16 protein-coding genes are annotated in these 14,200 nt (G+C 46.5%); 9 read left to right on the top strand and 7 right to left on the bottom strand.

Annotation, left to right across the window (positions count from 1 at the left end; genetic code table 11):
- Positions 1–235 precede the first annotated feature (235 nt).
- Positions 236–1,639, top strand: coding sequence for a Na+/H+ antiporter NhaA (gene nhaA, locus ACOMHB_RS03815; protein ID WP_448215565.1), 1,404 nt, complete (start codon positions 236–238; stop codon positions 1,637–1,639).
- 226 nt (positions 1,640–1,865) lie between these two features.
- Here nhaA and ACOMHB_RS03820 read toward each other — a convergent pair whose 3' ends face one another.
- Positions 1,866–3,146, bottom strand: a complete 1,281-nt coding sequence (locus ACOMHB_RS03820; RefSeq protein WP_448218596.1) for an IS4 family transposase — start codon at positions 3,144–3,146, stop codon at positions 1,866–1,868.
- A 132-nt stretch (positions 3,147–3,278) separates the two neighbouring features.
- The gene (locus ACOMHB_RS03825; protein WP_448215566.1) at positions 3,279–3,581 is read right to left on the bottom strand and encodes a hypothetical protein; all 303 of its coding nucleotides are present in this window, start codon (positions 3,579–3,581) and stop codon (positions 3,279–3,281) included.
- A gap of 405 nt (positions 3,582–3,986) precedes the next feature.
- Here ACOMHB_RS03825 and ACOMHB_RS03830 point away from each other — a divergent pair, with 405 nt between their 5' ends.
- A complete protein-coding gene (locus ACOMHB_RS03830; RefSeq protein WP_448215567.1) occupies positions 3,987–5,699 on the top strand; it encodes a choice-of-anchor I family protein in 1,713 nt (570 codons plus the stop codon).
- Between the two features lie 99 nt (positions 5,700–5,798).
- Here ACOMHB_RS03830 and ACOMHB_RS03835 read toward each other — a convergent pair whose 3' ends face one another.
- Positions 5,799–6,155, bottom strand: a complete 357-nt coding sequence (locus tag ACOMHB_RS03835; RefSeq protein ID WP_448215568.1) for a YgiW/YdeI family stress tolerance OB fold protein — start codon at positions 6,153–6,155, stop codon at positions 5,799–5,801.
- Positions 6,156–6,284: 129 nt separating this feature from the next.
- Positions 6,285–6,656, bottom strand: a complete 372-nt coding sequence (locus ACOMHB_RS03840) for a hypothetical protein (RefSeq protein WP_448215569.1) — start codon at positions 6,654–6,656, stop codon at positions 6,285–6,287.
- Here ACOMHB_RS03840 and ACOMHB_RS03845 point away from each other — a divergent pair.
- On the top strand, positions 6,644–6,772 hold the full coding sequence (locus tag ACOMHB_RS03845; protein WP_448215570.1) for a hypothetical protein: 129 nt from the start codon (positions 6,644–6,646) through the stop codon (positions 6,770–6,772). The genes ACOMHB_RS03840 and ACOMHB_RS03845 overlap by 13 nt on opposite strands.
- A 100-nt stretch (positions 6,773–6,872) precedes the next feature.
- A complete protein-coding gene (locus tag ACOMHB_RS03850) occupies positions 6,873–7,439 on the top strand; it encodes an RING finger domain-containing protein (protein ID WP_448215571.1) in 567 nt (188 codons plus the stop codon).
- Positions 7,440–7,584: 145 nt separating this feature from the next.
- On the opposite strand, the gene ACOMHB_RS03855 is transcribed toward ACOMHB_RS03850, so the two are convergent.
- The gene (locus tag ACOMHB_RS03855; RefSeq protein ID WP_448218601.1) at positions 7,585–7,770 is read right to left on the bottom strand and encodes a fructose-bisphosphatase class II; all 186 of its coding nucleotides are present in this window, start codon (positions 7,768–7,770) and stop codon (positions 7,585–7,587) included.
- 183 nt (positions 7,771–7,953) lie between these two features.
- On the opposite strand from ACOMHB_RS03855, the gene ACOMHB_RS03860 reads away from it, so the two are divergent.
- The gene (locus ACOMHB_RS03860; protein WP_448215572.1) at positions 7,954–8,532 is read left to right on the top strand and encodes an RING finger domain-containing protein; all 579 of its coding nucleotides are present in this window, start codon (positions 7,954–7,956) and stop codon (positions 8,530–8,532) included.
- 146 nt (positions 8,533–8,678) lie between these two features.
- On the opposite strand, the gene ACOMHB_RS03865 is transcribed toward ACOMHB_RS03860, so the two are convergent.
- On the bottom strand, positions 8,679–8,864 hold the full coding sequence (locus tag ACOMHB_RS03865) for a fructose-bisphosphatase class II (protein ID WP_448218602.1): 186 nt from the start codon (positions 8,862–8,864) through the stop codon (positions 8,679–8,681).
- Positions 8,865–9,048: 184 nt separating this feature from the next.
- Between ACOMHB_RS03865 and ACOMHB_RS03870 the strand changes: the two genes are divergently transcribed.
- Positions 9,049–9,603 (top strand): RING finger domain-containing protein, encoded by a 555-nt coding sequence (locus ACOMHB_RS03870; RefSeq protein ID WP_448215573.1) that lies wholly within the window; start codon positions 9,049–9,051, stop codon positions 9,601–9,603.
- Between the two features lie 146 nt (positions 9,604–9,749).
- On the opposite strand, the gene glpX is transcribed toward ACOMHB_RS03870, so the two are convergent.
- Positions 9,750–10,760 carry a class II fructose-bisphosphatase gene (gene glpX / locus ACOMHB_RS03875; protein ID WP_448215574.1) on the bottom strand — a complete coding sequence of 337 codons (1,011 nt, stop codon included), beginning with the start codon at positions 10,758–10,760 and terminating at the stop codon, positions 9,750–9,752.
- A 308-nt stretch (positions 10,761–11,068) separates the two neighbouring features.
- On the opposite strand from glpX, the gene rpsL reads away from it, so the two are divergent.
- From rpsL to fusA, 3 genes are all read left to right on the top strand, one after another.
- Complete coding sequence (gene rpsL / locus ACOMHB_RS03880; RefSeq protein ID WP_034841716.1) at positions 11,069–11,443, top strand: 30S ribosomal protein S12; 375 nt, start codon at positions 11,069–11,071, stop codon at positions 11,441–11,443.
- Between the two features lie 136 nt (positions 11,444–11,579).
- Positions 11,580–12,050, top strand: a complete 471-nt coding sequence (gene rpsG, locus ACOMHB_RS03885) for a 30S ribosomal protein S7 (RefSeq protein WP_252177337.1) — start codon at positions 11,580–11,582, stop codon at positions 12,048–12,050.
- 18 nt (positions 12,051–12,068) lie between these two features.
- Positions 12,069–14,171 (top strand): elongation factor G, encoded by a 2,103-nt coding sequence (gene fusA / locus ACOMHB_RS03890; RefSeq protein WP_422136678.1) that lies wholly within the window; start codon positions 12,069–12,071, stop codon positions 14,169–14,171.
- The last annotated feature ends 29 nt before the right edge of the window (positions 14,172–14,200 follow it).

The raw sequence follows: 14,200 nt of genomic DNA on the forward strand, positions 1-14,200 counted from the left end.
ATGAAGAAATGCTTTTTTGAGGAACGAGTTGATGGAAACAGCTTGCTATGTCTGTGTTAAACAGCAACCGGCTCAGGAGAAAAGCCCTCTTTTTTAAACTTGAGAGGTTTAGAGATAAAACCTTCAACAGACGACTGACTACAGGCAAATAAAAGACTCACTGAACATTCACGAGACATCAACAACCTCATGATGTAGTCTACGGTGTCAAGCTTGATGCTCTTGAGGAGTTGCTGTGGCGGGAAATAATTTCACAAAATTTATAGGTCGAAAAGGCAAGGTTCATAACGCTCGCTGGGAGGTGGCATTTGACCGCATCCTCACGCCTTTTGAAGAATTTATTCATCGTCAAACGACCAGCGGTATCCTTCTGATGATCTGCGCTGTCATCGCTCTGGTGATCGCGAACAGTAGTCTGTACCCTCTCTATGAACAGATCCTGAAAACCTACGCCGGAGTTTCTTTCGGCGACGGTGGTCTGAAGATGTCTATTCATCATTGGGTCAATGATGGCTTGATGGCTTTTTTCTTTTTTCATGTTGGTCTCGAACTCAAGCGTGAATTCCTTGTCGGTGAGCTTTCTGACCTCAAGCATGCCGTATTGCCTATCATGGCCGCGATTGGTGGTATGGTGGTGCCCGCACTGATCTACGCCGGCATCAACCCGAGCGGTGTTGCTGCAGACGGCTGGGGCATTCCGATGGCAACAGATATTGCTTTTGCTGTTGGTACTTGTGCACTGCTGGGTGGTCGTGTTCCTAAAAGCCTGATTACCTTCCTGGTGGCCCTGGCCATTGTGGATGACCTGGGCGCTATCATGATCATTGCCGTCTTCTATACCAACGAAATCAATCAGCTTGCTTTGCTATGGGCTGCAGGATTTACTGCATTATTGTGGGTTCTCAATGCTTCCGGTATTCGTAGTCCACTGCCCTATCTGCTAATAGGTGCCGGCCTTTGGTTTCAGCTCTACGAAGCAGGTATTCATGCGACATTGGCTGGTGTTATTACTGCTTTTGCCATACCGGCAAAACCGAAATACGATCCAGTTGCTTTCAGCACTCAGGTAAAAAATCTGATTCGGCGATTTGATCGCAGTTACCGCCCCGGTGAAGATGTTCTGCGAAATGAAAAAGTGCGGGCTTACGTTCGGGCTTTGGGTAATGGTGCCCGCCTGGCAGAAGCGCCACTGCAGAAAATCGAAACGGGTCTGCACCTGCCTGTTACCTATATCGTCATTCCTATTTTTGCCCTGGCTAACGCCGGTATACCCTTTAATGTATTCTCCGGGGATACCGAGATTTTCAATAACGTCACTCTGGGTGTTACTCTGGGTCTGGTGTTAGGGAAGTTAATTGGTATTGCCGGTGCTACCTGGGTAGGCTGGAAACTGGGATGGGGTGATTTGCCTCATGAATGTAACTTCCTGCATATTGTCGGTGTTGCCTTCCTGGGCGGAATTGGTTTCACCATGTCTATCTTCATATCAGAGCTGGCATTTGCTGGCAGCCCCAATGATCTGATACTGGCAAAAGCAGGGGTTCTGATTGCCTCCCTGATCGCGGGTATTGCAGGCTTTATCTGTTTGACTAAAGCTTCTCCAAAGGCTGATGAAAAGGCTACTGCTGAGCAGGCTTGAAGTCAGACTATTGTCTAAGTACGAATCAAACCCGGAGTTGGCTCCGGGTTTGTTTTTTCAGGGGACTATTCTAATTGTTTTCATGTTGCAGAGGCTGCCCAGAGCTCTGGTTTGTCGTTCTCGATTACCTAAAACTCATTACCTTATCCTATGGAGAGATTCTACAACTTCTGATAGTGGTGTGTGTAAACTTAAGTTTTCACATAAGCTCTTCTTAAGGTAGACATTAAGCCCCACCCACAGCACAAAGACCTAATCTTGTACGCCCTGAACAACCATCTCGTGCAGGGTGTTCACGTTTCGCATTATCTGCCCAGAAGTTGAGCAGCTTCCTTGTATGTGAGAGCAGAGACTTTCCTGCATTCATAAGGGATAAAATGACATTACCAAACAGTCGGGTTCCACTTTTCATCGCCTTATGCGTCGAGATTTCTTCAATGGCTCCACTTTCATAGAGGTTCGCCTGTGCAGCATGGGCAAGATACCTTTTCAACGTCACAACCACGAAGGACATCAGAATCAGGCTAAACACCAGTGTCGCTGATTTAGTGTTAAAACGATGCCACCCTGAATAGGACTTGATCTCTTTGAAGATAAGCTCTATTTGCCATCGTAGACGATAGGCCTGAAGTACTTCATTCAGGGTGAACTCAACCCGGTTAAGGTTGCTTACAACGAATACCCATTTCAGTTTCCTGTCATTCCAGCGGACAACCAAACGATATGGCCAGGCTTTGAATCCTGGCCATTCTACATCCAGGTCGAGGCATTGATCTTTAGGGAAGCCAGACAACACTTCCTTAAGTTTTTTCCCTTTGTAGCGATTCAGATTTTTGCCATCCTCCCGTACTGCGCTGAGTATCGTCGGGTTGATACTCTGAGGTGCCTTGCAGATAAAAGAACCTTCCCGATCATCAATGGCAGCAAAGCGTTCCAACTCAAAATAACCGGCATCGATCAGCATCAGGATATTAGCCATGGAGGTTGGCAGTGGTGGCAGACAGTCTCTTTCTGAACGGGTATCTTCAGTGAGCTGCACGCGCACCAGATTGTTGGTAAGAAGATCCATTGTCGTATGAAGTTCTACAGCAGCAGGACTGACCGTTGAGAACCTGCCGGGAAATGTTTCCTTTAGGGCATTGTAGACAGCCTGCGATGAGCCGTCATGAATCAGAATGTGCTCGAACTCTGAAAATGGACTGTCCTCATCAAACGCCATGACTTTGCGGGTAAAGACTTCCAGACACTGCACCCATAGCCAGAGGACAAGAGCAGGCATCGCGTCTTTTTTAGCTTGATTTGCCCAGGAACGATAGGAGACATTCAGCCCCGTCAACTCATTAAATTTACGGTGGAGATCGGCTTGAGTATCGCAGTTTCCATCACCAGCAAGGGCATCAATCAGTGAAAGGATAAAGTCCAAGGGGCGGATATCTCGCTGTCGTATAGTAAAACCAAGCTGTTCCGCCATACTGAGAAGTTCAGACCGGTCGAAACACGTCAGCAGTTTTTTTGAACTAGTCTACTATTTGCGATACTCATCTTGTTCAGCCTTGATACTTTTCGCGAAGCTTTATTTTGGCTGTTCAAGGTGAGTTCTGCCGCTGGAAATGAAGCTTTTTTGAGCTTAATGTCTACCCTAAGATAAGCTCTTAAACTGCTCGTTGCCTACAATTATTTCTTTAACTCTTGATAGTAGATTGTTTAACTTTTCATATAGTTGACTCTCTGGTTTTTCAAAATTTTGCAAACAAAATTGATCGAGCGAAACTGCTCGTGTTTGTTGCAAATTAAGATCAGCTGTAGCCTCATAGAAGGCTGGTGGAAAAACAGGAAAAGGCAACTTAGGCATGTTCATAACAAACAAAGATTTTACACTCAAATCTTTTCTGGTAGATCTGTGTTGCAATTCAGAAAGCAATATCCTGATATCGTCAATCATTATATTCAAACCACTGTTAAAACTAATAGACTTATATATTTCATAGTTTTGACTTCCCGGAGGCATAATTTTTAATGATAACACGTTACACAAAAGTATAAATTTCTCAGCTGCTTGAAATATTTTAGGATTTGCATTTGCCGCTGATGCGGATGCTATGAAGTAAAAAAAAGTAATGTTAATAATTTTCTCATCATAAACTGCCTTTATCGATGGTCAGACTGTTTCAAGGTAGCATTTTTTTTGAGAAATATGACAGCGGGGTATTCCTTTATGCTATAGCCTCTCCAGTGGTGGGACGAGAAAAGCCAGTTTTTGTCGTCTTTGTGTCAACAATGTCATTAAATAGTCATTTGTAACCGTTATAAAAAGCCCTGATCAAATTGAATAAAATCAGGAATCTCAATGGAACTGAAACTCGCTCGCAACGCTATCACTCTGGCAGCTCCCTTCATTTTGGCTGGCTGTTCAATGGTTCAGGAAAACGTTGAAGTTTCCCATCCCACCATGGAGCCGATCGCTCGATATGCTTCTGGCAGTTACCATAAAGGGGCTGCAGAGATTGTGGCCTGGCATAAAGCCAGTCAATCTATCTATGTTGTCAACGCCCTGGATAAAACCGTAGATATTCTCAGCGGTAAATCACTCAAGGGGCAGCCTCTGGCTAATCCGACCATGGATTCCAATATACTCAAAATTGGCAAGATCAATCTTGAATCCAGTATTGACGGCATGAAGCTGGGCACCGCCAACAGCGTTTCTGTTCATGGCGATCTGCTGGCTGTTGCTGTTGAAAACAGTGACAAACAAAAGAAAGGCGTTGTCATAGTTTATAAGCTCGATTCTGAAGGTGGCGCTGTATTCAGTGACTATAAGGTTGTAGGTGCACTGCCTGATATGGTGACCTTTACGCCCGATGGAAAATACCTGCTGACAGCGAACGAAGGTGAACCCTCATCGGATTACAAAATTGACCCGGAAGGTTCAGTCAGTGTCGTCAAGGTTACCTCTGAAGGCAAACTGGAAGAACCACGTCATGCTACTTTCACTGCTTTCAACAAGGGGTACTCCAGAAACAGTGAGCTGCCAGAGGATGTCAGGGTTTTTGGTCGTGATGCTTCTGTGGCTCAGGATCTTGAGCCCGAGTACATAGCCGTTTCTGATGATTCCAGAACAGCGTACGTCTCTCTGCAGGAAAACAATGCCCTGGCATTGGTTGATATTGCCAATGCTCGCATTGATTCTATTGTTCCCCTTGGTTACAAGGATTATGGTCAGTTTGCGATGGATGCCAGTAATAAAGACGGTGGTGTGAATCTGCAAAAATGGAGTGGTGTCTATGGTATGTATCAGCCAGATACCATTGCTACCTATTCCGTGAAAGGTAAAACCTATGTTGTAACAGCCAACGAAGGTGATGCCAGAGATTATTGGTACAAAGCTGCTTCTGAAGCTCAATGTCTGGCTTCTGGTGGTCTGAAATACGATGATGAAGACGGTTGCCTGGGGTTCACAGAAGAAGTTCGTACCAAAAAGGTTAAGGTGGCCCTGGAGCACCCTAACGCTGAAGCAGCCAAGGACCAGAAAAAGCTGGCTCGTCTGAAAATTACCAACACTCTGGGTGATTCGGATAACGACGGCAAGTTTGAAGAACTTTACTCCTACGGAGCACGCTCATTTTCTATCTGGAACGAAACAGGTGAGCTGGTCTATGACTCAGGCAGCGACTTTGAAGAAGTGACGGCCGCTGTGCTGGGTAAACACTTCAACAATAATGACGAAGAAACCAAAGGTGATAACCGCAGTGACGACAAAGGCCCTGAGCCAGAGGCATTGGCTGTGGGTGAGATTGATGGACGTCAATATGCGTTTATTGGTCTGGAACGAACCGGCGGTGTCCTGATGTACGACGTGACTCATCCTGAAAAAGCCAAGTTTGTCAGCTATGTCTACAACCGTGATTTTTCAGTTGATACTGAGAAAGAACCAGAAAAAGCGGGGGATGTTTCTCCGGAGGGTATGAAGTTTGTAGAAGCCACTGACAGTCCAACTGGAAAGCCTTTATTGATAATCGGTCATGAAGTCTCTGGTTCTACACTGGTATATCAGGTAGATTGATTAGACGTGCCTTTCGGTAGATTATTATCGTTTTTGTCTTCAAAGGGTTGAGGGTTGTCAGAGAATTTCCGGCAACCCTTGTTTAAAGTGAAGCTCTGTTCAGATGACGGTGATTTTTTCGACTTCTATCTCGGTTGTTTCAAAAGCACCGCTTTCTACTTCGCCCAAAATCTTAACTTTGGTCTTTTCATTGATCTGCACCTGAGGCATGTCTCTGGATTCAATCTCTACCTGAATGCTGTCGTTGCCATCTGAAAAGGTGTAGGTTTCATCGTCGATTTTGTTGGTCAGGTAACCGGTAAGTTCCACCTGGGAGTCATCAACCGGGTTTTCGATGATGGAAGTAACATCATTGATCCTGGGTGTGCTGCTGGGGCCGGTGTATTCAGCAAATGCGTTGCCAGTGGTCAGTGCGATCGTTGAAGCAGCGAGGAAAGCAGATAGTGTCTTATTCATGGTTTCAATCTCCGGTTTTTCTTTCGAAATGGGTATCTGTGTAAAAGGTGGGCTTAGATTAATCGAAAGCAGTTAACCGGAAGATGAGTGAATCATTAAACTTTTTTCATAAAAGAAAAAACTGTGGCTTCAGGGGCCAAGCTTCCAGGTAGTAACCGGCAGTTTATAGTGCTCCAGAACCTGTTGTAAGCGTTCCCAATATTCATGGTCGGATGGTTTTCTCAGAATCAACACAATCCCAGCCTGTTTTTTGGTCAGCATTCCATAGGCAAGAGACTGGCCGATGGCTTCAGGCCATTTGTTGGCAAAATCCATTTCGATGGCGTAACGGTCAGTGATGCAATCGACACGTCTACCGTCGTCGAGTCTGGCTTCAACTTCTCCACCTCTGCCTTCACACCAGACCTTTTGATACCAGAGCTCGGGTTCCGATGCCCAGGCCAGATTGACAAGCAGAAGCGATAAAAAAATCGTAAGGAGACGCGGTAGTGTCGTTAACATGTGCTCAATCCATTGAGTCAATGATTCAACGCTACCTGTCACGACTGCTCAGTGCAATGCCTCATCGCCCCAAAGGGGATTATCTATCGCCTTCAGGGAGAGAAAAAACACCTTGATGACAGAACGAGTTAAAAATCCAAGTATTTATAAGGAACTAAAACCAAAAATAAGTATCTAACAATGTAATAAGCCAAAAGTATAATAGGGGGTTTTGCTATGGATGGTGATTGCAGAGTTGATAATATTAAGTGCGCAATATGTTATGACACAGCAAATTGCGACAGCATCGAACTAAAATGCGGGCATGCTTTTGGTAAATCATGCATGCAGAAATGGTTGGCAAGGAATGACCAAAAAAACTGCCACTTCTGTCGAAAAGAATTAACTGATATTGATTTAAAAAAGATAGGGAAAATTCCATTGCATGAACGCATGGTAGTTATTTTGGAAAGAACTATTAAATTTATTCGCAAGACTGTTGACATGCTTGTTCACCCAAATCCCTCGCTTCTTGTTGGGATTGCTGGCGGGGCTACCGCAGCTGTAGCTGGATTGGTTGTAGATGAGAACAATGGTGGGATTGGCGCTTCTATGTTTATTAGTTGTACTATCGGCGGTTTCGTGAGTATTCATGAATGGGAGCGTCAATTGACTGTCGAACTTGCTACTGGTTTTGCTACTGGTGTTGCTACTTCTGTCTTTGTGGGAAAGCCCGCAGCTTTCTGTTTAGCTGCCGTGTCTGTTGTCAAGGTTGCTGCCAATTATCTCGTAAGAAATCATTAAAATGATTTGCTGAGCAATTTTGAAGCATATTCTCCTGGCTGATCCCTCAGTCACTGGTGCCAGATTTAATTGACAAGAGCCATGAACAAAAGAAGGAAGGAGCCATTTCTGTTTTCAATAGACAATGTCTCGGAGGAAAACAAGGTTAAAGGATGACACCCTTGATGTCGTCATCTTTAAGATCCAGATAGTGGATAGACTTGATACGACGGATCGTACGGGATTTACCACGAATCACCAGTGTTTGGGTTTCTGCGATGTTACCCTGGCGGGAAACACCTTCCAGCAGGTCGCCCCTGGTAATACCGGTGGCCGGGGTGTCGTCAGCCAGTAAAGCAAGATCCTGTTGATGTCCTGCCTCATCGCCCTAAAGGGGATTATCTATCGCCTTCCGGGAGAGAAAAAACACCTTGATGACAGAACGAGTTAAAAATCCAAGTATTTATAAGGAACTAAAACCAAAAATAAGTATCTAATAATGTAATAAGCCAAAAGTATAATAGGGGGGTTTGCTATGGATGGTGATTGCAGAGTTGATGATATTAAGTGCGCAATATGTTTTGACACAGCAAAATGCGACAGCATCGAACTAAAATGCGGGCATGCTTTTGGTAAATCATGCATGCAGAAATGGTTGGCAAGGAATGACCAAAAAAAATGCCACTTCTGTCGAAAAGAATTAACTGATATTGATTTAAAAAAGATAGGGAAAATTCCATTGCATGAACGCATGGTAGTTATTTTGGAAAGAACTATTAAATTTATTCGCGAGACTGTTGACATGTTTGCTCACCCAAATCCCTCGCTTCTTGTTGGGATTGCTGGCGGGGCTACCGCAGCTGTAGCTGGATTGGTTGTAGATGAGAACAATGGTGGGATTGGCGCTTGTATGTTTATTAGTTGTACTACCGGCGTTTCCGTGAGTATTCTTGAATGGGAGCGTCAATTGACTGTCGAACTTGCTACTGGTATTGCTACTGGTATTGCTACTGGTATTGCTACTTCTGTCTATATGGGAAAGCCCGCAGCTTTCTGTTTAGCTGCCGTGTCTGTTGTCAAGGTTGCTGCCAATTATCTCGTAAGAAATCATTAAAATGATTTGCTGAGCAATTTTGAGGCATATTCTCCTGGCTGATCCCTCAAGCACCGCTGCTCAGATTTAATTGACAACAGTTGCGAATAGAAAGAAGGGGGAGCCATTTCTGTTTTCAATAGACAATGGCTCGGAGGAAAACAAAGTTAAAGGATGACGCCCTTGATGTCGTCGTCTTTACGGTCCAGATAGTGGATAGACTTGATACGACGGATCGTACGGGATTTACCACGAATCACCAGTGTTTGGGTTTCTGCGATGTTACTCTGGCGGGAAATACCTTCCAGCAGGTCGTCCTTGGTAATACCAGTGGCCGGGGTGGCGTCAGCCAGTAAAGCAAGATCCTGTTGATGTCCTGCCTCATCGCTCTAAAGGGGATTATCTATCGCATTTCGGGAGAGAAAAAACACCTTGATGACAGAACGAGTTAAAAATCCAAGTATTTATAAGGAACTAAAACCAAAAATAAGTATCTAATAATGTAATAAGCGAAAAAGTATAATAGGGGGTTTTGCTATGAATGGTGATTGCAGAGTTGATAATATTAAGTGCGCAATATGTTTTGACACAGCAAATTGCAAAAGCATCAAACTAAAATGCGGGCATACTTTTGGTAAATCATGCATGCAGAAATGGTTGGCAAGGAATGACAAAAAAAACTGCCACTTCTGTCGAAAAGAATTAACTGATATTGATTTAAAAAAGATAGGGAAAATTCCATTGCAGGAACGCATGGTAGTTATTTTGGAAAGAACTATTAAATTTATTCGCGAGACTGTTGACATGTTTGCTCACCCAAATCCCTCGCTTCTTGTTGGGATTGCTGGCGGGGCCACCGCAGCTGCAGCTGCAATAGTTGCAGATGAGAACCATGTTGGGAATGTCGCTTCTAATTTTATTATTTGTACTACCGGCGTTTTCGTGAGTATTCATGAACGGGAGCGTGGAGTGACTGTCGAACTTGCTACTGGTGTTGCTACTTCTGTCTTTATGGGAAAGCCCGCAGCTTTCTGTTTAGCTACCGTGTCTGTTGTCAAGGTTGCTGCCAATTATCTCGTAAGAAATCATTAAAATGATTTGCTGAGCAATTTTGAAGCATATTCTCCTGGCTCATCCCTCAAGCACCGCTGCTCAGATTTAATTGACAACAGTTGCGAATAGAAAGAAGGGGGAGCCATTTCTGTTTTCAATAGACAATGGCTCGGAGGAAAACAAAGTTAAAGGATGACGCCCTTGATGTCGTCGTCTTTACGGTCCAGATAGTGGATAGACTTGATACGACGGATCGTACGGGATTTACCACGAATCACCAGTGTTTCAGTTTCTGCGATATTACCCTGGCGGGAAACACCTTCCAGCAGGTCGCCCTTGGTAATACCGGTGGCCGAGAACACCACGTTATCAGAACTGGCCATATCATCCAGACGCAAGAGAACGCCGGGCTCAATACCCATTTCTTTACAGCGGCTGCGTTCAACATCACCGGCAGCCCTGTTTTCAGGCGTATCGCCTTTGGCTTGATCGCGGGTCATCAGACGACCTTGCATATCGCCACCCAATGCACGAATCACAGCTGCCGATACTACGCCTTCGGGTGCACCGCCGATGCAGTACATCATGTCGACTTCGCTGTCGGGCATACAGGTCAGAATAGAGGCGGCTACATCACCATCAGGAAGGGCAAAAACCTTTACGCCCATTTTTTGCATCATCTCAATGGCGCTGTCGTGACGAGGCTTGGCCAGTGTGATAACGGTCAGATTTTCTATGGGCTTGTGCAGTGCTTTGGCGACATTATGGATGTTCTCTTCAAGGCTAAGGTTCAGGTCGATGGCGTTTTTCGCGCCAGGACCGGCAACCAGCTTTTCCATATACATGTCGGGCGCTTTCAGGAAGGAACCTTTATCGCCTGCAGCCAGAACGGCCACAGCATTGTTCTGACCCATTGCAGTCATGCGGGTACCTTCAATAGGATCAACGGCAATATCAATACTCTCGCCCTGACCCTTGCCGACTTTTTCTCCGATGTAGAGCATGGGGGCTTCGTCGATTTCGCCTTCACCAATGACAATCTCGCCATCCATCTGAACTTTGTTGAGCATGGCTCTCATGGCTTCAACTGCTGCACCGTCAGCCGCATTCTTATCGCCTCTGCCAAGCCACTTATAACCAGCCAGGGCTGCCGCTTCGGTCACACGTGAGAATTCAATCGCCAGTTCGCGTTTCATGGTAATCCTGAGGGTGATCTAGGGTATGGGCGGGACTTTATCACAACTCTGACATCCGGAGTGAATCGCAATAATCGGGATTTTACTCCGCGAGCTTCACTTTTACACGATTTGTGTTATCCACAGACTTGACGCAATTCCCAGCATTCCGTAAAATTTCGCCGCTTTATATTGCCCCTAGCTGTATTTGAAAGGGGTTGGTAGATGCCGGTTTTTACGCCGGCTTTTGCCGTTGAAGCAAAGAATCTTCTGCGCACTCCTCTGACGCAGCTGATTCTTACTTACTTAGAAACGACTGGAGTTCGCCAATGGCAACAATTAACCAGCTGGTTCGCAAGCCTCGCAAGCGTAAGGTCAAAAAGACCGACGTTCCTGCGCTGCAGGCCTGCCCACAGCGTCGCGGTGTATGCACCCGTGTTTACACTACTACCCCCAAGAAGCCAAACTCTGCGCTGCGTAAAGTTTGTCGTGTGCGTCTGACCAACGGCTTCGAAGTGACTTCCTACATTGGTGGTGAAGGTCACAACCTGCAGGAGCACAGTGTTGTTCTGATCCGTGGCGGTCGTGTAAAAGACTTGCCCGGTGTTCGTTACCACACCGTTCGCGGTAGCCTGGATACTCAGGGTGTTAACGACCGTAAGCAGGGCCGTTCCAAGTACGGTACCAAAAAGCCTAAGTCTTGAACTGGTTGCTTGAAACCAGTGTCCAGAGACTAGACTTGAGAACGCTCAGTAGAGCAAGAATTTAACAGTAGGTTGATAAGAGTAAGGTCAGGAGTTTTTTCCTGAGCTACCTGAAGGCCGAAAAGAGGGCTTATCAATGCCAAGAAGACGCGTAGTCGCCAAGCGCGAAGTACTGCCAGATCCAAAGTTTCATAACAAGACTCTGGCAAAATTCATTAACCATGTGATGGTTTCCGGTAAAAAATCTGTTGCCGAGAAAATCGTCTATGGCGCACTGGACAAAGTTCAGGAGCGTACCAGCAAGGACCCTCTGGAGCAGTTTGAAAAAGCGCTCGAGTCCATCGCTCCTGTGGTAGAGGTAAAGTCCCGCCGCGTCGGTGGTGCTACCTACCAGGTACCTGTAGAAGTTCGTCCAAGCCGTCGCACAGCACTGGCTATGCGCTGGCTGGTTGACGCTGCGCGTAAGCGTGGCGAGAAGTCTATGGATCTTCGTCTGGCCGGCGAACTGATGGATGCTGCCGAGAACAAGGGTGCCGCTGTCAAGAAGCGTGAAGACGTGCATCGCATGGCTGAAGCTAACAAAGCGTTCTCTCACTACCGTTTCTAAGTATCAGAGGATTGAGTCGTGGCCCGTAAAACCCCTATTGACCGCTATCGCAATATTGGTATTTGTGCCCATGTTGACGCGGGTAAGACAACGACCACTGAACGTGTATTGTTCTACACCGGTCTGAGCCACAAAATTGGTGAGGTGCACGACGGTGCAGCTACTATGGACTGGATGGAGCAGGAGCAGGAGCGTGGTATTACCATTACTTCTGCTGCTACTACATGTTTCTGGCGTGGTATGGATGCTCAGTTTGATGAGCATCGTGTAAACATTATCGATACTCCCGGACACGTTGACTTCACCATTGAGGTTGAGCGTTCCCTGCGTGTACTGGACGGAGCTGTCGTTGTTCTGTGTGGTTCCTCTGGTGTTCAGCCTCAGACTGAGACCGTATGGCGTCAGGCTGACAAGTATGAAGTACCTCGTATGGTCTTCGTCAACAAGATGGACCGTACCGGTGCTAATTACCAGATGGTAGTAGATCAGCTGCGCGATCGTCTGAACGCAAATGCTGTTCCGATGCAGATGACAATTGGCTCTGAAGACGAGTTCAAAGGTGTTGTCGATCTGGTTAAGATGAAGGCGATCATCTGGAACGAAGCTGACCAGGGCATGACCTTCAACTATGAAGACATTCCTGCCGAGATGGCTGATGTCTGTGCAGAAATGCACGAATACATGGTTGAAGCAGCTGCCGAGTCCACTGAAGAGCTGATGGAGAAGTACCTTGAAGAAGGTGAACTCTCCGAGGAAGAAATCAAGGCCGGTATCCGTGCTCGCACCCTGGCTAACGAAATTATTCCGGTATTCGGCGGCTCTGCATTCAAAAACAAGGGTGTTCAGGCCGTTCTGGATGCTGTTATCGAATACATGCCTTCTCCGAAAGAAGTTAAGGCCATTGAAGGTATTCTGGACGACGGTAAAGACACGGTAGAAACCCGTGAAGCTGACGACAATGCTCCGTTTGCTGCGCTGGCGTTCAAAATTGCTACCGACCCATTCGTGGGTACCCTGACCTTCATCCGTAGTTACTCCGGTACCCTGAATTCCGGCGACACCGTTTACAACCCTGTTAAGGGCAAGCGTGAGCGTGTAGGTCGTATGGTTCAGATGCACTCTAACAACCGTGAAGAACTCAAAGAGTGTCTGGCGGGTGATATCGTTGCTCTGATCGGTATGAAGGACGTGACCACTGGCGACACTCTGTGCGCCATGAACAGCGTTATTACTCTTGAGCGTATGGAATTCCCGGAGCCTGTAATCTCTGTTGCGGTTGAGCCAAAGACCAAGGCTGACCAGGAGAAGATGGGTATCGCTCTGGGTAAACTGGCCCAGGAAGATCCTTCTTTCCGTGTTCATACCGACGAAGAGAGCGGTCAGACCATCATCTCCGGTATGGGTGAGCTGCATCTGGACATCATCGTTGACCGTATGCGTCGCGAGTTCAAGGTTGAAGCGAACATTGGTAAACCACAGGTTGCTTATCGTGAGAAGCTGAAAGCTACCGTTGATGCTAACCACAAGTTTGCCAAGCAGTCTGGTGGTCGTGGTCAGTACGGTCACGTTGTGATTGAGTTCTCTCCGGCTGAAGAAGGTGAAGAAGGTCTTCAGTTCGTCAACGAGATTGTTGGTGGTGTTATTCCGAAAGAATACATCCCGGCTGTTCAGAAGGGTCTGGAAGAGCAGATGCAGAACGGTGTTATTGCCGGCTACCCTCTGCTGGGTCTGAAAGCTCGTCTGTACGATGGTTCTTACCACGATGTTGACTCCAACGAAATGGCGTTTAAAATCGCTGCTTCTCAATGTCTGAAGAAATACGCGCCACAGGCTAACCCTGTTCTGATGGAGCCCATGATGAAGGTCGAGGTGGTAACACCTGAAGACTACATGGGTGACGTTATGGGTGACCTGAATCGTCGTCGTGGTATTGTTCAGGGCATGGAAGATACACCTTCCGGTAAGGTTATTAACGCTCAGGTGCCACTGGGTGAAATGTTCGGCTACGCCACAGATCTGCGTTCAGCAACTCAGGGGCGTGCTACATACTCGATGGAATTCAGCGAGTATGCCGAAGCTCCCGCCAGCATTGCTGAAGCGGTCATTAAAAATCAGGGTTAATAGTGTATCTGCGGTGTTCTAACAGGCAT

This window comes from Endozoicomonas sp. 2B-B, assembly GCF_053470045.1.